We start from the raw sequence: 19,472 nt of genomic DNA on the forward strand, positions 1-19,472 counted from the left end.
ATGTTTTCATAAAATAACGGTCAATCGGCGAATACAATGTGTCCTTGTTCGAGGGAAGTTATCGTCACGAGGGACTCCGTGCGGATCCCCTGCTCCCGGATCGCGCGGCCTCCGGCTTGAAACGCCTTCTCTACGGCGATCCCGACTCCGACCAGTTCGGCTCCCGCGCGTTCGACAATCCGGATCAGACCTCTGGCCGCGTCGCCGTTGGCGATAATGTCGTCTATGATTAAAATCCGGTCGTTTGCGGTTATATATTGGGAGGAAACCATAATATCCGTCACGATTCCTTTGGTGAAGGACGGTACACGTTCACAATACGTATCCTCGTCCATAGTCACCGACTTTTTACGTCTGGCAAAAATAAACGGAACGCCCAGCTCGCTTGCGACGGCAAAAGAGAGTGGAATTCCGGACGATTCGACAGTCAGCACTTTAGTAGGTGAGCTTTCTACAAAACGCCGGGCGAATTCCCTGCCCATTTCCATAATCAAAGCAGGGTCAACTTGATGATTCAAGATGGCATCCAATTTAACGACTTGGTCGGAAACGACGCTTCCGGCTTCTAAGATACGTTGTTTCAACAGTTCCATAGCTTCTCCTCCACCTTTGAATATGTGTTAACGTACCACAAGCCAAACATAGGTTTCAAGTCCCATTTTACGCCTTAGGCCCTTTCTCCCGGAACTTTTCGGCCCTTTTAGCAGTCTGTATAAATAATAGGCATTTAATGCTGCCCTCCTTGCCGGCGGCAAAGCAAGAAAAGGCGGCTTAACACGTGCGCGGCAGATTACAGGGCCGCTTGAAGTAACGCCTGCCTTCAATTTCACCCCATCCAGGCTAATATGAAATTTGAACGAATCGTCCTCAGGGCTTATGATAAGAAATGTCGCTTCGCGTCCGAAACCGGAGCGGCAGAAGAAAGGAACGATTGCAATGAAGAACAAACTCCGCAGAGCAGCGATGATCGGTCTTCTGATCTCCGTTCTGCCGGCGGCGGCAGGCTGTGAAGCTGTACATACGTTTTGGGGGAAAGAACCTGCCGGTCCCTCCGCAAAACAGGCAGAACCTAACGGAAACGCGCAGCCTTCGCCTTCCGGTGCAGCCGGGAAGACACCGGCTCCCGATCGTTCGGCCGCCGTTTCTTCCACCGAAAATACGGAAGGGCCGGTCAAACCTAAGCCCGTGGTTACTCCGGAAAACACGTACCGGGTGAACAATCCGACCTTGATGGGCGTCACGCTGGGAACCCCTAAAGATGAGGTGCTGAACCTCTTCGGAAAAGCGAAGAACATGTTCGTCATGGACGAGGATCCCCAGTCCGTCACGGTATTTGAATACGGCTCCTTTTCCGTCGGATTCAACGTGTTCGACCGTCTCGAATTCGTCCAGATCCAATCGGCCGATATCGACCCCGGTCTTGGCGGGCTCCGTCTCGGACAAACCGCCAATGACGCCGCGGACGTTCTGGGCAAGCCGAACAACCGTACGGATTACGTGCTGACCTATAAAGCCCAGAATACCGTATTGAAGCTGGACCTTGATCCCGACAATCAGACGATTCAATCCATCAAATTGTTCCCGGCCAGCTAACGCCGGCGTAAGAACAGTTAAAAACCCGCAGCCCTAGGGCTTGCGGGTTTTTAACTGTTCTTTTTTCTTTTTCTGCGGATCAGATAAAAAATAAGAAAACCGACCGCAGCGGCAATGGCGAGCCACATGATGCAGATGCCGAGGTAAGTGTGAAAACCGTGCAGAACCGCTTCAAAATTGGCCCCGATAAAATGTCCGAGCGAAAGAAACGTACAGCACCACAGCAGGGCGCCCGATCCGGCAAAAAGCAGGTAGCGCCAGAGGGAAATCCCGCTGACTCCGGCCAGATAACAGGTGAAATGTCTGAGTCCCGGTACGAAATAGCCGAAAAATACCGCCCACATGCCGTATTTCTGAAACCACAGCTCCGTGCGGGTGATGCGCTCCTGTTTAATCCGGACCCACCTTCCTATTTTGTAAAGGAAGGGCTTGCCGAGTCGAAGTCCGACCGTATAAGAAATCAGCATCCCCGTCATCGTTCCCAGATAGGAGACGATAAGCGAATGCGTAAAATTTAACGGACCGGTGTCCATCGTGAGCGAGCCGACAAACGTCATCAGCGTCTCGTCGGGGATCGGCAGGCCGACAATGCCGGCGGCAAGCAAAGCGTAAAGGGCCGTATACCCGTAATTGGAAATCAGCTCAAAGATCGTTTCTTTCACTACATAACACTCCTAACGGGGTTGTTCCTGCGCGTTTCTTATGTTGCTGTCATGCCCGTCCGGTCCGAAACATACCTTGTACTAGTACGAAACGTGAAGGGTGAGAACAATGGCTTCTAAAACATGGACGCAAACCGCACAGGTTGCTTTTACGTATGTCGGGACGGTCGTGGGAGCGGGCTTTGCGTCGGGTCAGGAGATCCTGCAGTTTTTTACCCGCTACGGCGCGGCGGCTTCCTTAACCATCGCGCTCGCGAGCGTCTTGTTTGTATGGCTCGGCATCAAAATGATGCTCATGGCGCACGATGTCCGGGCGGAGTCGTACGAAGATTTGAATATCGCTTTATTCGGCCCGAAAATCGGCAGATGGATCTCGCTGTTCACTTTGTTCGTTCTTTTCGGCATTTCATCGGTCATGCTGGCCGGCGGAGGAACGGTTTTCTCCGAGCACTTGTCCCTGCCCTTCCAGAGCGGACTGCTCGTCACCGCTGTCCTGTCCTATGCCGTGATTACACGCGGCATCGGAGCGATTATGGCGGTGAACACCGTCGTCGTGCCAGTTATGGCCACGTTCAGTCTTATTCTGGTGCTTTACACGAATAAGCTTCCCACTTCGCAGGCATGGCTGACCCTCGGTACCGACCATACGCCGCTCAGCGTCTGGACCGCGCCCCTGCTCTACGTCGGCTTCAATCTGGCCACCGCCCAAGCGGTGCTCGTTCCGCTCGGCGCCCAGATCAAAGACCGGCGCGTGCTCTTCAGAGGCGCTCTGCTCGGAGGCGTCGGGATCGGTCTTCTGCTGTTCGCCGCACACTATGCGCTGAGCGCACAGATGCCGGGAATCCGCCAGTTCGGCATTCCGATGGCCCGGATTATGGACGGGATGGGAACCGTCATCCCTTTCGTGTATCTGCTTGTCATCTATGGGGAAATCTTTACGACCTATCTTTCCAATACCTATGGGCTGACCCTTCAGCTGCAACAGCGGACGGGCCTCGGCCGCAGGACCGTTCTTCTCCTGCTTATCGCGCTCAGTTATATCGTCAGCTTGATCGGATTTAAGCCGCTTCTGTCGGCGCTTTATCCGTCATTCGGCCTTGTCAGCTCGGTGTGGCTGGCCGTGATGATGTGGAAAAACCGCACCGCTTGAGGAACGCCAAGCCCGGACGGTCAGAAGCAGCCGGTTGAAGCTCATCAGCATACCGAGAAATACGAATAAAAATCCGCAGAGCAAATAACCGATGTGATAATCGGGAAAAGCTTTCGCATCGCGCAGCACCGCAACAAGATCGGCAAGAAGCATGATGATTCCGATCGCCATGAGAGCAAACTGCGCATAATCAAGCGGAGTAATCCGCTGCAAAAATTTTGCCGCATGCTGTTCGGGCGCAGCGCCCCGCATATCCCGTTTCCACATCCGGTGAAGGATCCAGGCGGTATAAGCGGAAGCGGCGGTTACAAGAAGTCCGAAAAAGGCTGTAAAAACGGCCAGAATAGTAAACAGTTGAATTGTAATCCTCTCCCTTGCGCAAGGCTGTCAGCCGAATGTTAAGAGCCTGGACACGACCCATAGGGTACACGCCGCTGCCGCGGCAGGCAGAACCCAGGTTATCATTTTCGCCGCCTGCCAACCGGGCAGCGGAGTTGACCGCCACAGCAGCTCCATAAGGCGGCTGTTCTCCCCGGAAGCGGGTGTCACTTTCTCTTCCGGGTTCGTCCGAACCGCAGGGTCTGCCGGGTCCGGTGGCCGATTCTTGCTTTCGTTCGAAGCAGCCGCAGGGGAAGGATTGTACGCATGTTCTATAGACTCAGACGCTTCTGCGGCCTCCATCCCTTCAACCTGTTCGGTTCGGGAGTGCCCACGTTCGGCCGCTTTCTTCGCTTTTTCGCGTTCGGATGCGGATTTTGGCGATTTATCAGGCTCACGCTTCGGCGCCGGAATCTTCTCGTCCTGCGCGGAGGTTTTCGCTTTTCCAGTACGGATACGGCCTTTGCGGCGCCCGACTTGATAGGTAATTTCCCGGTCTCCGGGTTTTGCCGGTTTTTTCTCAGACAAATGTCTGTCCCCCCAGTTCCTTAGAACCTCTTGTCCCCAGTCTTCTATTAGACGACTGTTACGACGGACAAGTTGTGCTTCAGCCAAAAAAAAGACCTTTCCGTCCTATTCGACATAGGGAAAGGTCTTTCCTGTTTTTTACATGCAAAAATAATGACTTTATACCTAGATAAGCCTCGAAAAGCTCCGAAAAAAGGCTTATACGATCCCGGCCGCACGGTTTGCGGCAAATGCCGCGCTGCCGATTACACCGCCGTCGTCGATAAGGGTACCGGGGTGGATGGTGAGGCGTTCCCAATATCCTTTGTAAACGGACTTCTGCAATTCTTCCCGCATAGGCTTGAACAGCCGCTCGCCGGCCAGAGATGCTCCGCCGCCGATTATCAGCGCGTCCGGGCTGTACATGGTTACGGCATACGAAAGTCCGCGGCCCAGCAGCTTGCCCGTATGGTTCATGACTTCGATCGCCAGCCGGTCGCCTTCGTCATACGCGCGGGAAACATCAGCCGCCGTAATGGAAGCCGCTTCTTCTCCGGGGAACCACTGGCCCAGGATGCTCTCGCGGCCTGCCGCAAGCGCTTCCTTGACCTGGCGGACGATCCCCGTCGCGGATGCGACCGTTTCGAGACAGCCGACGAGTCCGCAGCCGCAAGGCGTCGTTTCCGCATCGTCGACTCGGATATGTCCGATCTCCCCGGCCATAAAGCCGCCGCCGTAATACAGCTGGCCGTTATTGACCAGTCCGGCCGACATGCCGGTCCCGAGCGTAATCCCGAGCACATGCTCGTACCCGCGGCCCGGTCCCTTCATGGCTTCGCCGTACACGTACATACGGACGTCGTTGTCGATAAAGACCGGTACGCCCAGTCTTGCTCCGAGCTGGTCGGATACCGGCACCTCGCTCCAGCGGAGGTTGCTGGCAAACACGCACACACCGCGAACCGGATCGATAAAGCCCGGCGTTCCGATTCCGACCGCTTTCAGCTGCCCGGGCGCAATATTTTGCTCCTGGAGCAGCGTTTCCACCATAACCGCAATCTTTTCCAGCACATGGTCGCTGCCTTGGGCCGCTTCCGTAGGCTGTTTGCTTTTGACCAGGACGTTGAATTCCTCATCCAACAACCCGCATACAATATTCGTTCCTCCTAGATCCACGCCGACGAAAAAGCTCATTCCCGTCCGTCCTTTCCCTTATGCGTTCGCATACATAGTGGTAATGCCGTGCTGCTCAAGAACCTTCTCCATGTCGGGTTCCAACCTCGCGTCTGTCACACACACGTTTACGTCCGCAAGCGGAGCTATGGAGAACAAGGAGGCTTTCCCCACCTTGGTATGGTCAAACACTGCTATCGTATGCTGGGTGCGGCTCATCAACAGACGGGCGGTTTGGGCTTCAAGCTCGGAAAACGTCGTGATGCCTTTGTCCGCGGAAACGCCGTCCACTCCGAGAAAGAGCTTCTCGATGTTGAGATGCTCGATCGTCTTCTCGGCCAGCGGCCCGCTGAGCTCGAAGCTTTTGCTGCGCATGACGCCGCCGACGACGACGACTTGCAGACCTTCGCTGTCGGCCAGTTCCATCGCGATATTAACGGCATTGGTCACGACCGTAATTCCCTGGCGCTGCTTCAGCTCGCGGGCGATAAGAAAGGTTGTGGTGCCGCCGGTCAGGCAGACGCTGTCCCCTTCTTCGATAAGGCCGGCCGCCCTGCGGGCAATCGCTTCTTTCTCCAGCCAGAGCTGCTGCTTCTTCTCGGCGAACGAGGTTTCGCGGACAGCCGCGAGGCCTTCGAACAAGGCTCCGCCGATGGTGCGGACAACCTCGCCTTTTTTGTCCAAAAGGTCCAAGTCGCGTCTGGCCGTCGCTTCCGAACATTGAAAATGCTCGATGATCTCCCCAATGGTAATGCGCCCCTGCTGCTTGAGGATCGTCATAATCTGCTGGCGCCTGAGATCTCCTTTGGAAGGAGTCGTGTCATTCATTTCAACTGTCACTCCGTCACAAGGTTAAATTTCGACGAACTGGGTCAGGTTGCGCGGATCGTCCGGATTCAGCCCGCGCTTCATCGCATTATAATAGCCGTTGTACTGGACAGCGGGTAAATACAATACGCTTCGCGCTTCATCGCTGATCGCGGCTCCGCCGAGTTCCAGAACCAGATCCGCAAAATCCGTGTCTTCTCCGCGCTCTGCGGTCAGAAGCAGGATCGTCGCTCCGTATTCCTTCAGCTCCCTGGCTACCTTCAGCTCATAATCGCGAGCGGACTGCGAAAGCAGAAAGCAGACAAGCGTACCCGAGTCTACGATGGATTTGGGACCGTGTCTGAACTCGAGCGTACCGTACGCTTCCGTCCACGTATACGTCATTTCCTTCAGCTTGAGGCAGGCTTCCAGCGCCAAGCCTCCGAGTGCGCCGAGTCCGAGATAGACCGTTTTGTTGAAGTTGTGCGCCGACACCCATTCTTTGATGCTCGTATCCGAGGCTTTGACCAGTTCTTCGTCTAATTCTAACACAGTTTTAAGCTCTTGTAAGTATGCCTCGCCGCCCGCCGCCATTGCGATTGCGGCCTGCATCATAAAGGTCATGGAGCTGAGCGATTTGCTCATTACCGTGCTCTTCTCTTTGCCGAGCGGAGAAAGCAGGCATTCCGTCATCCCGAACAATTTACTCGTCTCGTGGCAGGTGATGCCGCACGTATCGATATGAGAAGCATTTTTGACGGAATCAAGCGCAAGAAGCACCTCGTGGGATTCTCCCGAACGCGACACGCCTACAATCAGAAGCTTCTTCCCTCTCGGGAGTGTGGCGTCGCGCAGCAGGAAAATATCGGAGGAAGGCTGCGCAGATGCGCTTCGTCCGGTCCATTTGCGGAACGTCGCCGCCATCGTGATCGACTGGTAGTAGGAAGAGCCCGATCCGATAAAAACGACTTCCTCGTATTGATCGTTTCCTATATAACGGTTCACCCAGTCGGACTGCTTCTGAAGCTGATCCCATGCGGCCTGCAGAGCGGCGGACTGGGCACTGATTTCGGTATACGTTAATTGGCCTTGAACGTTTGACATCTTCTAATTTCCTCCCTTATAATCAACTTAATGACATTATAAATCATTATTTTGATCGTTTCAATCATTTTATACGAAGGGGTTTTTCAAAATGGCTCATTTGATTTCTTCTACGCATCTGCTTCAAACGGCCCGTCAAAACGGTTACGGCATTACGGCCTTTAACGTGCACACGCTGGAAATGCTGCAGGCCGTCGTCGAAGCGGCCGAGGAGCTTCAGGCTCCGCTGATTCTGCAAACCACGGTCGGCACGGTGAAACACCTGGGCCCCGACTATATCGTTGCGGCCGCAGCAGCTGCCGCCAAACGGTCTTCCGTCCCGATCGCGCTTCATCTCGATCATTGCACGGATTATGAGCTTATCGTACAATGCATCCGGGAAGGCTATACATCGGTCATGATTGACGCTTCCATGCATCCATTCGAAGAAAACGTGCGGCAGACGCAGGAAGTCGTGAAAGTCGCACGGGCGGCCGGCGTGAACGTGGAAGCGGAGCTCGGCAAGGTCGGCGGCGTCGAAGACGATATCGTCGTAGCCGACGAGGATGCGCTCCTCGCCGATCCCGACGAATGCGTCCGCTTCGTGGAGCTTACCGGCGTGCCGACGCTTGCCCCGGCCATCGGAACCGCTCACGGCATTTACAAGGGCGAACCGAAAATCGCATTCGGCAAGCTGGAAGAAATCTTCAGCAAAGTGAGCCTTCCCCTCGTTCTGCACGGCGGCTCCGGCATCCCGGAAGAGCAGGTGAAACGCTGCGTATCGCTCGGCATGGCCAAAATGAATGTCGCCACGGAGCTGCGGATCGCTTTCTCCGATGCCATCAAGAAGGTCTTCCAGGCCAATCCGGATGAAAACGACCCGCGCAAATATATGGTTCCGGCCAAAGCGGCCGTCAAAGAGCTGGCACAGACGAAAATGCGCCTTACCGGCTGTGTCGGCCGCGCCAAAGATTTCAGATAATTTCAGTCAGGACAGGAGAACCCGGATGATTACCACCGTGACCCTCAATGCGGCAATCGATAAAACCTATCGCGTAAAAAGCTTCGAAATGGACCGGGTATCCCGCGTATCGGACATGATCGCCGTACCCGGCGGCAAAGGAATCAATGTCGCCAGGGTGGCGCGTCTCCTCGGCGAACCCGTCACGGCCGCCGGCTTCGTGGCCGGCTTCAACGGACAGTTTATCCGCAGCGGACTCGACGCGGAAGGCATTCCCCATGACTTCACGGAAGTCCCCGGGGAATCCCGCCTCTGCCTGACCGTCCTGGATGCGGACAACGGCACGCAGACGGAGCTGCTGGAGCCCGGACCCGCCATCGCGGAAAGCTCCCTTCAGTCCCTGAAGGAGAAGGTGAAAGCGCTCGCGGCCAGGTCCACGCATGTGTGCTTCTCCGGCAGCCTCCCGCTCGGCTGCCCTCCCTCGCTTTATGCGGAGCTGATCACGCTCGCAAGAGAAGCCGGCGCCGAGGCCGTGCTTGACGCGAGCGGCGACGCTCTGGCTGCCGGGCTCGAAGCGGTGCCCCTGCTCATTAAGCCCAATGAGCATGAAATCGTGCGCCTGCTCGGCAGGCCCGCTTCTTCCGACGACGAGCTGGCCGCCTGCATCCGGGAGCTGATGCGGCGCGGAATCCGGCACGTCGTCGTCTCGCTCGGCGCGCGCGGAGCCCTTGCGGGCAGCAACGGACGCGTGCGGCGGATCGCCATCCCGGCGATCCGGGCCGTGAACCCGGTCGGCAGCGGCGACGCGATGGTGGCCGGCATGGTTACGGCTCTCCGCCGGGGAAGCAGCGACGACGACGTGTTCCGCTTCGGCGCGGCATGCGGAAGCGCCAACGCTCTGCAGATGCAGGCGGGGGTCGTCACCACCGAAGATGTCGAGCGGATCTTCCGTTCCGTCACAGTAACGGATTACTGATACGGGGCTGCGATACGGTCTGCTGATACGAACTGTTGATGCAGCCTGCCGATGTGGTCTGCCGCTGCGGCCTGCCGATACGGACGACTGTGCGGACGGCCGCGCAAAAAAACGGCGGCTGCCCATTCCATACTCCTCGCCGGACCATCCGGACCGGCGCACTCATAAAACAGGCGTATTCTCCTGCACCGGGAGAACAGGCCTGTTTTTTCCATCTTCTTTCGCCCCGCCAATGAAAGGAGGCCGTACGGAGACATGCGAAAGCACCGCCTAACCGCCCTTTTCTAAACTACACTCTGCGGCCCTCCCTCCCCTCCAATTCCGATTCCGCATGGTAATTTTCCGTTGATCTGGGAAGTCTAACCTTAAAGCTCGAGCACGAGTGGAGGGACATTATGACCGACCAGAACGACAGCCGGAAACCTTACGGACGTCCGTCGCTCCCGGCGGCGCCGACCCTGAACGCCGACCAGTGGGACATACCTCTTGCCGCCGACACGGATGCGGTTATTCAGCTTTTCCAGGATTTGCTGCCGACCGACGAGTTTCAGTGGATTCTTACGGACAACGGCAGTTCCGGCTGTATGTACATCAGTACCGCGATCGACAAAAGCCTGTTTCAAAACGACGTCGCCCCCCGCCTAAGCCGGTGGGAATCGCAGCCGGAAGAATGGCCGACTCTCTTTCCGACCGGTACCCATGTCCGGAAAGTGTCGGATGCTTTGAACCGCATGCTGCAGGGAGACATCATTCTGCTGCATAACCGGCTGCCGCACAGCGCGATCTCGTTTCCGGTACCTTTTCAAAAAGGCCGCGCCATCGAGCCTCCCAAAATCGAACGGGTGATCCTCGGTCCGCAGGAATCGTTCGTCGAAGACATCGACGTTAACCTCGGACTGCTGAGAAGACGGATGCGGGACCCCAACCTGATCGTTCATTATTACGAAGTCGGAGAAAGGTTCAAAACGACCGCAGCCGTCGTCTATCTGAACGATGTCGCCCAGCAGGAGTGGGTAGACGAAATCGAAAGCAAAATTGAAGGCATCCAGACGGATTCCGTCGTGTTAATGAAAGAATTAATGGAATATATAAGCGGCCCTAATCTGACCCCCTTCCCCTTATACGAGAAAAGCGATGTTCCGGAAAGATAACGGGGGACTGACCAACTTTTCCACCAAAGGCTACGCGTTTGTGCCGTCTTTTGTCGCCAGCCGCCTCTGGCAGGTAAACAAAGCGGTCATGAGTCCTCTTCACAGCATCCATCTTAACCGCTTCAACTATGAGAATAAGGAATTAAACTTTGTGGGGGAAAGCTTTCTGCGAAAAGACAAGCTTGTTTATCACTTAAACGGAATCGAGTCCAGAGAGTTTAACGTGCTCGTAAACCGGCAGGAAAAAGAAGTCATTCTGCATGCCGATCCCGGGAAGCGCAACGCTCTGCAAATTAAAGAAGTCAGAAGAAAAATGGAGATATCCCGGAAACGGGTAACCTTCACCTACTTCATTCAAGCCACTATTCTGGAAAGCAAGGAACAGAGTCCGTACCGTCATGTGGATGAAGTCGAAAAGGAAGGCAGCCGGCTCTGGAGAAAAACTTCACCCGACTGCTGGACAGTACCAGAGAACAAGGCCTGGATATTCTCGGGATCGGCGAGCAATTCCGGATGAGAGGATACGGCAAACTGGGAGGAACAAATAAAAAAACTGGAAATTGTGGTCCGCATCCATCTCAAAGTCCTTTCTCCCGAAGGCAAAAGAGAATAGAGCCTATTTCTTGCAGGTATATAAAATAAAAAGACAAAAGACCCTGCCTTTAATTAGGAGGGTCTTTTGCTGTCCGTTAAACATTAAGCACACCTGCTGCGGGAGAAATCCCTTTCACCGCGTCTCTTACATGCTCGTGACAAGTAAAAAGCAGAACCTGCCGCTTGCCGCCGAGCTGCGCGATAATCCGCAGCGCCCCTTCCATCCGCTCTTTATCGAAATTGACGAATATATCGTCAAAAACGAGAGGCAGGGAAGCTCCACCGGTAAATTCTTCAACGAGCGCAAATCTCATCGCCAAGTAAAGCTGCTCCGCGGTTCCGCGGCTCAGTCTCGATGAATCCTCCTGGCGCCCGTCCGACCGGACGGCATAAAGCCGCTGCTGCCCGAACGGCGCGACCACCTGCGTAAACCGGCCGCCCGTCATGGCCGCAAAGCAGGCCGAGGCCCGGCGGAGCACGCCCGGCTGGCGTTCGCGTTCACAGCGCTCGCGCGTCCGCTTCACGAGCAGGGCGGCCATCGCGAGCACCGCGTATTTGCCGCCCAGCTCACGCACCTCGGAGAGCTGCTCCTCGGTGCGCTGGAGCAGATCACCGCGCTCGCTCCCGCCTTCGAGCTTCTCCAGCTCGCCGGCCAGACGTCCGCGCCTGTCGCGCAGGCGGTTCGCCTCGGCCTCCAGGCCGCTCAGGCGGCCGGACAGCTCCTCCTCGCGCGAAGCGAGGCTCCCTTCGTCGGCACCGGCCAGCGCCTCATCGAGCCGCTCCCGCCGCGCGACGCCGGCATGCGCATCCAGCGCGCCGGAGAGGAGCCGCGCTTCGGCCGCGAGCCCGGCACGACGCTCCTGGAGGGCCGCCTGCCGGAGAAGCTCCTCTTCGCCGGCGGCCTGCGCCTCGCTCAGGAGCGCTTGCAGGCGCTCCGCGGCGTGTAGCGCCTTTTGCGCGGCAGCCGTCTCCCGGCGCCGGGCCTCTGCGGCTTGGGCCGCCATGCGCTCGCGCCTTGCGAGAAGCTCCCGCTGCTCCGCAAACCGCTCCGCGCGGCGCCTCAGCCCCAGCAGCGGGTCGGCCGCTTCGGCGGCGCCCAGCAGCCGGACCGTCCGCGCTTCGAACGCGGCTGCAGCGTCCTGCAGGGCGGCGAGCTTCGCCTCGCAGCCGGCAAGGCGCTGCAGCAGGTCGTGCCCGCGGGCGATCAGCTGCAGCGAATCCAGCGCCGCTTCGGGAGACAGGTGCGGCCTCAGCTTGCGTTCGCGCAGCCAGGCGCTCCAGCGCTCCTGTCCGTCCGACGCCCGCTCTTCCAGCGAACGCATCCGGCCGGACGCCGCCGCCTGCTGCTTCTCCAGCGACTGGATGCTCTGCTTCAGCTCTTCAAGCTTGGCCCGGCGGCGCTCCATTTCGGTGCGGTGCTGCGCCCACAAATCGGTGCCGGTGAGCCAGCTTTCCAGCTCCCCGTCCAGCCAGCTCAGCGTCTCCGGCCAAGACGGCAGAGACATGCGTCCCGGAGCGGAGTCTTCATCGAAAAAGCCGTTCGCACCGGCTGCGCGGGCGGCAGCCGCTTCACGGCTTCCCGCTCCGCGGCCGCCAAGAAGAAGCGCCAGATTTTGCTGAAGCCGCTGCCGGAGAGCGGCCTTGTCGGCCTCCAGCCGGACATCCTCGCCGGCCGCTTCGCCCGGTTGTGCGTCAGCGGGCGACCAATCGGCGGATGAAGCCGGTCTGCCTCGGCGGGCACGCCCTCTCCCCTCCGTCCGGGCGTCCAGCGGTAGGGGACTCGGGCTGCGCCCGTTTCCGCGGCCGCTCTCCGGCGGGCCGAACATCAGCCAGGCCGCGCCGGCCGCCAGCACGGCGAATACGACCGCTGCCGCTGCCGTCTGACCGCTTAAGAGTAGCGCCGCGGGCAGAAGAACCGCAATCGCCGCTGCCGCGTAAGCGGTCTTTCTTCTTGAACGCTCGGAGTCGTTCCGCCTTTTGTCCGACCAAGCTCCGAATTCCTCCTGTCTGCGGCGTTCTTCCTCGCGGAGCCGATTTCTCTGTTCTTCCTCGCTTTTCAGCAGTCTCCACTGCGCATAATCGGAAGATAACCGGCGCAGCAGACCCGATTCCGCGGCTGTCCGCGCACCCGGCGCATCTTCCCGGAGCCCCGACAGCGTCAGCCATTCGCTCCATTCCAGCTGCCGCTCGGCAAGCTCGCTCTGCTGCTCCTCCAGACGGCCGTATACCCGGCTCAGCTCGCTGTCGAGCAGCGCCCTTTCTCCGTCCCATTTCCCAAAGGCATCGCGGGCTTCCCGGATATGCTCTTTCATTCCGACCGATACGGGAAAGTCGGCCAGATCCTGCTGCGTCCACTGCTCGTCGAGCTGCCTCAGTAAAGCCGTCAGCGCCTCGCTCAGCTGAGTTCTCTCCGTCTCCGCGGAGGCCGCCGCAAGCTGTCCGGTGCGGTACGAACCCGCTTCTTCTTCGAGGGCAGCCAGCTCGGCCGCGTCTTCGAGCCGTTCTTCGCGGACAGGAAGGGCATCGATTGCCCGCAGAAGCGCGGCGCTCTCTTCCTCGTATTGACGCCGCTCATTCTCGAATTCGTCTTGTTCCTGGCGGATGGCATCATAACGCGCGGCGGCATGCAGCGGAAATCCGGGAATTTCCCGGATTTCCGCCATTTCGGCTTGAATACGCCGCAGCTTCAGCCACGGCTCGAAGGCCTTCACGCAGCGCCGAGTCCATTCCAGCTCGGCGGCCGTCTCCGCCCGTGCGACATCCAGCTCGTTCAGCCGGTCCCCTAGCCCGGTCCATTCCGCTGTCGCTTCTTCGTACCGGCTGATTTCGTCGGCGGAACGATTCCGGCTGGAGCGGAGTTCTTCGTACGTCCGGATGCTGCGGTTCAGCTCCTGGGTCCGGCCCCTTGGCCTGAACAAGGCATCCGCCCTGCCGGCTAGTTTGCGCTCCGCTTCCACTACGGCGCTTCCGCTCACGCCGAAGCCAGCTCCGTAGAGGTAGCCGCCGATGTCGTCCCCCTGCAGGGTCCGCAGCTCCTGAAGCTCGCCCAGCCCGAAGGCGAACAAGCTCCGGAAAAGCTCGGCGGACAACCCTCCGAGCAGTTGACGCAGCAATTCTTCGCCGCCTTCCGCGCCTCCTTCGGGCGTTACTTTGACGGAACCGGCTGCAGGCGATCGTCCGGGACCGCCGTGATCCGCGTATCGTTCGATCAGGACGGTCCGGCCCTGCTTGTCCTCCAGCAGCAGCGCGCCGCCATGCGATCCCCCGCCGTCGGGTTCATACCTGTCGGCGGCCTGTGCCCGCGTCGGGAACCCGAACAGAACGGCACGGATAAAACCGAGCAGGGTGCTTTTGCCCGCCTCATTGGGCCCGTACAGCACGGTAACGGGCGATTCGAACCGGTATGTCCGGTTGTGCAGGGAGCCGAACCCGCGGACTCTTATTTCGCGGATGATCATTTGGCCTTCCTCCCGTCCGGCATCAGCTGATCAACGGCGAGTTCGCGCGCCGCTTCCAGCCAATCCCCTGTGTCTTCGAGAAGCCCGTCCGCTCCTCCAAACAGCCTGGAAGCTCCGTTCTGGGCAAGGAGGGAACCGAGCGCTTCACCCGCGAATTCTCGCAGCTTCCCTTCATCCGCCGCCAGTTCTTCCGCCAGCCGGAGGAGATCGCCTATGAAGCTTTCCTCCCGTAGAAGCAGCTCAAAATCGATATCCTGCCCGGTCCTTGCTTCGATGGATTCGATCCAGACGAACGGAACGTCCGCCCCCGCACTGCGGAAGGCGCCACCAGTGGGGGACGCCGCCAGGTAAGAGCCTCTTCCCTCTTCTTTACTGTCGGCTGCCCGGTGCGGAGCTTCCGTATGTTCGGTGTCCGCTCGGATACCGTCCCTGCCGTAACCGGCTGCAGAGCGTCCCGCCAGAGCCAGAAGCTCGCTCTCGCGAAGTTCACGGAGCAGGTCGGAAAGGGTACTCCCCGTCTGCAGCTTCAAGTGAAGCGGTCCTCGGCCTTCCAGGATGACCCGGGCGACGGTCGGCCTTCCTTCGGCCTTCTCCCTTAATCGGACCAGCAGATCCTGCAGGCTTTCCTGCAGTTCCTGTTCCGTGCCGATGCCGGCGATGGACAGGGATTCCTGCTGCCAGCGCACCCCGTCTAGGGCGTGAAAATCCAGAACAGGACTCCCGTTCTCACCCACGGTCACGATATAGCACCCTCGCGGGCCGCATTCCCGTATGCTCCTGCCCTGTATATTGCCGGGGTATACGACGGCGGGCTTCTCATCCATGACGATTTCTCTTGTATGTATGTGGCCCAGAGCCCAGTAGTCGATTCCCCGCCCCGTAAGATCCGATTTAGTGCAAGGTGCATAGTTGTCGTATCCCGGGTGTCCGTCGACATTCGTATGAAGCAGAGCCACTTGGAAAACCGAAGCGTCCCCGCCCCGGAAACGCAGGGCAAGGTTTTCCGTTACGGCCGCGGATGCGTACGATATGCCGTGAACTTCGGCGATAAGCCCCCGGTTTCCCTTCACGATCCGAACGGTCCCGACCTTGTCCGCCGGAAACACATGTGCTCCCGCCGGCCATTCCAGAGCCGCCTCACGTCCGTCCAGCGGATCGTGATTACCGTGGATAACCAGGGCGGGGATTCCCGCCCGGTCCAGCTCGGCAAGGGCGCTGCGGAAGCGCAGCTGAGCCCGGAGCGAACGGTCGCCGGCGTCGTAGATATCGCCGCTGAAAACAACGAAATCGACCTTCTCCCGGACCGCCAGCCGGACGAGCCGGCTTAACGCTCCGAAGGTCGATTCCCGGATCACATCTCGGATCCGCTCGGGAACCGAGTTCATCCCTTTGAACGGGCTGTCGAGGTGAAGGTCGGCGGCATGGAGAAATTTCAATGCCTTCATGCGCACATCTCCTTCGTTTGGTTTAAAACGTGGAATCTCTTCATTTCCCGTACCTCTCGTACACTCCGCGCAGCTGCCGGATGACCCTGTTGAGCGAGTACGATTTCTTCGCTTTCTCCGAAGCTGCACGGGCCAGTTGATACCGGTAGGTCGGATCGACTACGACTTTCTCCAGCGCCTGGCTGAGTGCCGGTGCATCCCCCGGCTCGACCAGCAGCCCGTTGCGCCCGTTCTCGATCTGCTCCGCAACCCCTCCGACATTCGTGCCTACTAGAGCAAGAAGGCAGAGAGCCGCCTCCGCAAATACGGAGCCGAACGCCTCGGCTTTCGAAGGAAGGACGAAAATATCGAAGAAAGGCATAAACTCTTCGGGATGCAGCATATACCCGTAAAAAATAATATCTTCATATAAGTTCAGCTCCTTCGCCAATTCCTCGAGCTCTGTCCGGGAAGGGCCGTCGCCGATAATATGCAGGACGAAAGGATGCCCCCGCTCTTTGAGCATCGCGCACGCTTGAAGCAGCGTTTCGAGCCCTTTGGCCGGAACCAGACGGCAGACCGTAATCAATTGGGCCACTTCGTTCTCGTGGGAAATCGGCCGGAAGCGCTTCTCGTCGTAGCCATTCGGAATAACCCCGATCCGGTCGGGGTCCTGGATAAATTCGCTTATATACCCTTTGAATGAGTTCGAAACCGTTAAAATCTGGTCCAACCGCGCTTCCATTTCGCCGTAAATCGACGTCAGAAAAAGCTGCTCGGGACCGCCTACCTCAATTTTACCGTTCAGCAGAAGCTCTCCCTCGTAGCTGGAGTGAACGGTTACGATGACGGTCGTGTCGGGAAACACTTCCTTGATAGCGAGCGCGGCAATCGGGTGATGGGCGTGAATCAGATCGTAACTTTTACGGATACGAAGCTTCGTCCACCACACGTAATCTTTGTAGGTCTGGATATATTTGTCCACGATCGGATTTCCCGCATACCGGGTCCAATCGAACGTGCTGAAGGTAACGGGCTCGGTTCCCTTGCCCCTGAGCCTTCTGGGAAGGGAAAACAGCTCCATGTCCCAGCCTCTTTTATTAAACTTTTCGGTGATATACGGGACCATGGAAGAAACTCCGCCCGGCTGCTCCGGCGGGAAGAATAACGCTTGCAAAATGTTCATCGGTGCACACTCCTGATCCTCCGTCCGCTCCTGCGGCGCAAATCCGGCTTACAGCATCCTACGCTCAGCCTCTTCTTATTGTACCTTCTGCCCGGCTAATAGAAAAGAGAACACGCCCCTTCCTGCCTGGGCGGCGTTTTAGTCTTCAGGAAATTTTCCGAAAAAAGTTGTTCTTGTCCCCGCCCTATTTTGCTATAATGAAGTCGCCTGAAAATGCGAACGTACATTTGAATCCGGACCCGGAAGGACGGGACGGACAACTTCGGAGGAATGTTGAACTTGTGGAACGATCCGATTGAAACATGGGGTCCGGAGACGGCCAGCTCCATGATGCTAGTCATTATTACCCTGATGATTTTCATCTCGGGAAGGCTTTACTACACGCGCAGGAAAAAAGGCTACCTCTCGATGACCGTTTCGCTCGTCCTTATGCTCGTCCACAACATCCTGCGGATTTACTGGCAGGCCTCGGACCAGCTGCAAGGGATGTCCGGTTTTGCGGACAGTCTTCTCCAGGCGGTTACTTTTGTCCTGATCAATCTGGGCATTTATCAGCTGTATAACCCGACGCGGCGGCGTCATTATTTATCTTTTTACGGCTTGATCGCGGTTGCTCTCGGCGTTTCCGCTTTTCATTTTTATCCGCCGTCCGGTGGGAGCCCCGAGCAGGCCGCGCTGCTGGCCGATCTGCCGCTGGAGCTGTATATGTTCGTGCTGATCTTTTTATGCGCATATACCATTACGCCCCTGATCGGTCAGCAAGGAAAATTCCAGGCCGTGATGACCTTGTATTTCGCCAGACAAACGGCACATATGGTCAACCTCTATCTGTTTCAAGGAGAGCAGAAATGGCTGATGCTGGCGGAATGGTTTATTCCGGTCGTCTATGCGACGATTCTTTTCTTCTTGCTGTTCGACCGGGTCGTCGAGCTTATGCAGGCGATTTACCAATCCTCGATCACCGACGGCCTGACCAAAGTGTATAACCGCAAATATTTCGATAAAAGAGTTTCTCAGTACATACGGCTGAATTTGACCGTTTCCGTCCTGTTCAGCGACATTGACAATTTCAAAAAGCTCAACGATACCAAGGGTCATCACATGGGAGACGAGATGCTCAAGCAGGTAGCCAGCATCATGCGGCAGGAAGCGGACGAAAGCGGTATCGTGGGACGATACGGCGGCGAAGAGCTGGTCATTCTGCTGACCGATCCCGATGTCAAACCCGCCGAGCTCGCGGAGAGAATCCGCAAGCGCATCGAAGAAGAAACCATCGTCACGGTCAGCATGGGCTTCAGCACGTACAAGAAAGGCCTTACGGGAGACAAGCTGATCAAACAGGCGGATGAAGCGATGTACAAGGCCAAAACAACCGGAAAGAACAAAGTCGTCAAATTCGGCGCCTGACTCCTCCCTGTCCGGTCTTCCGGCAGAAAGGGACGACGACACTACGGTGATAACGTAAAAGGCGCGGCCTCTGGGAAGACCGCACCTTTTCCTCACTGAATGTGGAACAACTCCTCGACCTGCTTTCCGAGAACGATGCTCAGTCGCTTGGCGGCTCCGGGACCGACCGATTTCATCGACCGCTCCAGCAAGCTGATGTACGCGTGGCTCAACCCCGTCTGTCTGGCAAGCTCCCGCTGGGTCAGCCCCAGAGTCATTCTTCTGCGGATAAATTCTTCCGATTTGGCAATAATCCTCATAAAAAATCACGGCCCCCATTTCCTAATTAATTCCATAGTAGCATTATAATTTACTATTGTAAACACAAATATTTACTATTGTTGATGTTAACTCTTCTTTCTTTTACCCTCCCGATTGAAAAACCACATTTTCCCTGCTATGATAAGCATGTTAACTAATGTTTACCAGAAATGCGGGTGTGGTGATGTATTTCTATGACAAGCTTAAAGATCTCCGCAAGCTCAAAGGCTATACGATCCGTGAGCTGGCAGACCGTTCCGGCGTATCGGCCGCTTACATTTCCCAGCTTGAGAACGGCAACCGCAATATCCCGTCACCGGATGTGCTTATGAAGCTGTCCGAAGGCTTGAATATCCCTTACGCCGAACTGATGAAAATTGCCGGGTATCTCGACGAACCGGAGAGACGCGGGGACAAGCCCAAGACTCCGGTCAATCTGCGCCGGTTTCTTCATGACAACGATCTGATCTTCGACGGCATCGAACTGACGGAGCAGGATAAGGAATGGGTGGACCGCATGCTCAGCGCCCTGTTCTGGAAAGAACGGAATAACCGCAACGGATAATCCCGACCTCCTTTTAGTATCCGAACTTAACATAAGCAAATCAAATAACCCGCGGGAGCCCAATCGCCCCTGCGGGTTTATTCTTGGTGTATGCTAA

At 57.3% G+C, this 19,472-nt stretch carries 19 protein-coding genes; 8 read left to right on the forward strand and 11 right to left on the reverse strand.

The window, feature by feature from the left end; translation table 11 throughout:
• Nucleotides 1-20: 20 nt before the first annotated feature.
• Nucleotides 21-593, reverse strand: a complete 573-nt coding sequence (locus tag AC58P5_RS10275) for a xanthine phosphoribosyltransferase (RefSeq protein WP_497386075.1) — start codon at nt 591-593, stop codon at nt 21-23.
• A 343-nt stretch (nt 594-936) separates the two neighbouring features.
• On the opposite strand from AC58P5_RS10275, the gene AC58P5_RS10280 reads away from it, so the two are divergent.
• Complete coding sequence (locus AC58P5_RS10280) at nt 937-1,593, forward strand: hypothetical protein (RefSeq protein ID WP_497386076.1); 657 nt, start codon at nt 937-939, stop codon at nt 1,591-1,593.
• Between the two features lie 50 nt (nt 1,594-1,643).
• Here the strand turns inward: AC58P5_RS10280 and AC58P5_RS10285 are convergent, their stop codons facing one another.
• Entirely contained in the window at nt 1,644-2,255 is a 612-nt protein-coding gene (locus AC58P5_RS10285; protein ID WP_497386077.1) for a DedA family protein, read from the reverse strand.
• Between the two features lie 109 nt (nt 2,256-2,364).
• Here AC58P5_RS10285 and AC58P5_RS10290 point away from each other — a divergent pair, with 109 nt between their 5' ends.
• On the forward strand, nt 2,365-3,405 hold the full coding sequence (locus tag AC58P5_RS10290) for a YkvI family membrane protein (RefSeq protein ID WP_497386078.1): 1,041 nt from the start codon (nt 2,365-2,367) through the stop codon (nt 3,403-3,405).
• On the opposite strand, the gene AC58P5_RS10295 is transcribed toward AC58P5_RS10290, so the two are convergent.
• The 5 genes from AC58P5_RS10295 to AC58P5_RS10315 all read right to left on the reverse strand — a co-directional run bounded on the left by AC58P5_RS10295 (nt 3,343) and on the right by AC58P5_RS10315 (nt 7,374).
• Nucleotides 3,343-3,672, reverse strand: coding sequence for a hypothetical protein (locus tag AC58P5_RS10295; protein WP_497386079.1), 330 nt, complete (start codon nt 3,670-3,672; stop codon nt 3,343-3,345). The genes AC58P5_RS10290 and AC58P5_RS10295 overlap by 63 nt on opposite strands.
• 120 nt (nt 3,673-3,792) lie before the next feature.
• On the reverse strand, nt 3,793-4,311 hold the full coding sequence (locus AC58P5_RS10300) for a hypothetical protein (RefSeq protein ID WP_497386080.1): 519 nt from the start codon (nt 4,309-4,311) through the stop codon (nt 3,793-3,795).
• Between the two features lie 198 nt (nt 4,312-4,509).
• Complete coding sequence (locus AC58P5_RS10305) at nt 4,510-5,484, reverse strand: ROK family protein (RefSeq protein ID WP_497386081.1); 975 nt, start codon at nt 5,482-5,484, stop codon at nt 4,510-4,512.
• Nucleotides 5,485-5,502: 18 nt separating this feature from the next.
• Nucleotides 5,503-6,291, reverse strand: coding sequence for a DeoR/GlpR family DNA-binding transcription regulator (locus tag AC58P5_RS10310; protein ID WP_497386082.1), 789 nt, complete (start codon nt 6,289-6,291; stop codon nt 5,503-5,505).
• A 24-nt stretch (nt 6,292-6,315) separates the two neighbouring features.
• Complete coding sequence (locus AC58P5_RS10315; protein ID WP_497386083.1) at nt 6,316-7,374, reverse strand: SIS domain-containing protein; 1,059 nt, start codon at nt 7,372-7,374, stop codon at nt 6,316-6,318.
• A gap of 91 nt (nt 7,375-7,465) precedes the next feature.
• Between AC58P5_RS10315 and fba the strand changes: the two genes are divergently transcribed.
• From fba to AC58P5_RS10335, 4 genes are all read left to right on the forward strand, one after another.
• Nucleotides 7,466-8,335: a class II fructose-1,6-bisphosphate aldolase gene (gene fba / locus AC58P5_RS10320; RefSeq protein WP_497386085.1), complete on the forward strand. Its 870-nt coding sequence runs from the start codon at nt 7,466-7,468 to the stop codon at nt 8,333-8,335.
• 25 nt (nt 8,336-8,360) lie between these two features.
• Complete coding sequence (pfkB, locus tag AC58P5_RS10325; protein ID WP_497386087.1) at nt 8,361-9,290, forward strand: 1-phosphofructokinase; 930 nt, start codon at nt 8,361-8,363, stop codon at nt 9,288-9,290.
• Nucleotides 9,291-9,685: 395 nt separating this feature from the next.
• Nucleotides 9,686-10,441 (forward strand): spore germination protein, encoded by a 756-nt coding sequence (locus AC58P5_RS10330; RefSeq protein WP_497386089.1) that lies wholly within the window; start codon nt 9,686-9,688, stop codon nt 10,439-10,441.
• Nucleotides 10,425-10,958, forward strand: coding sequence for a Ger(x)C family spore germination C-terminal domain-containing protein (locus tag AC58P5_RS10335; protein ID WP_497386091.1), 534 nt, complete (start codon nt 10,425-10,427; stop codon nt 10,956-10,958). Before AC58P5_RS10330 ends, AC58P5_RS10335 begins: the two co-directional genes overlap by 17 nt.
• A gap of 172 nt (nt 10,959-11,130) precedes the next feature.
• On the opposite strand, the gene AC58P5_RS10340 is transcribed toward AC58P5_RS10335, so the two are convergent.
• Genes AC58P5_RS10340 through AC58P5_RS10350 form a run of 3 tightly spaced genes read right to left on the reverse strand, consistent with a single transcriptional unit; the run spans nt 11,131 to nt 17,103 of the window.
• Entirely contained in the window at nt 11,131-14,493 is a 3,363-nt protein-coding gene (locus tag AC58P5_RS10340; protein ID WP_497386093.1) for an AAA family ATPase, read from the reverse strand.
• Nucleotides 14,490-15,938 carry a metallophosphoesterase family protein gene (locus tag AC58P5_RS10345; RefSeq protein WP_497386095.1) on the reverse strand — a complete coding sequence of 483 codons (1,449 nt, stop codon included), beginning with the start codon at nt 15,936-15,938 and terminating at the stop codon, nt 14,490-14,492. Before AC58P5_RS10345 ends, AC58P5_RS10340 begins: the two co-directional genes overlap by 4 nt.
• Before the next feature lie 40 nt (nt 15,939-15,978).
• A complete protein-coding gene (locus tag AC58P5_RS10350) occupies nt 15,979-17,103 on the reverse strand; it encodes a glycosyltransferase family 4 protein (protein WP_497386097.1) in 1,125 nt (374 codons plus the stop codon).
• 270 nt (nt 17,104-17,373) lie between these two features.
• On the opposite strand from AC58P5_RS10350, the gene AC58P5_RS10355 reads away from it, so the two are divergent.
• Entirely contained in the window at nt 17,374-18,510 is a 1,137-nt protein-coding gene (locus AC58P5_RS10355) for a GGDEF domain-containing protein (protein ID WP_497386099.1), read from the forward strand.
• Nucleotides 18,511-18,602: 92 nt separating this feature from the next.
• Here AC58P5_RS10355 and AC58P5_RS10360 read toward each other — a convergent pair whose 3' ends face one another.
• On the reverse strand, nt 18,603-18,809 hold the full coding sequence (locus AC58P5_RS10360) for a helix-turn-helix domain-containing protein (RefSeq protein ID WP_009674753.1): 207 nt from the start codon (nt 18,807-18,809) through the stop codon (nt 18,603-18,605).
• A 158-nt stretch (nt 18,810-18,967) separates the two neighbouring features.
• Between AC58P5_RS10360 and AC58P5_RS10365 the strand changes: the two genes are divergently transcribed.
• The gene (locus AC58P5_RS10365) at nt 18,968-19,375 is read left to right on the forward strand and encodes a helix-turn-helix domain-containing protein (protein ID WP_497386101.1); all 408 of its coding nucleotides are present in this window, start codon (nt 18,968-18,970) and stop codon (nt 19,373-19,375) included.
• The last annotated feature ends 97 nt before the right edge of the window (nt 19,376-19,472 follow it).

The organism is Paenibacillus sp. JT31N7 (assembly GCF_059692095.1).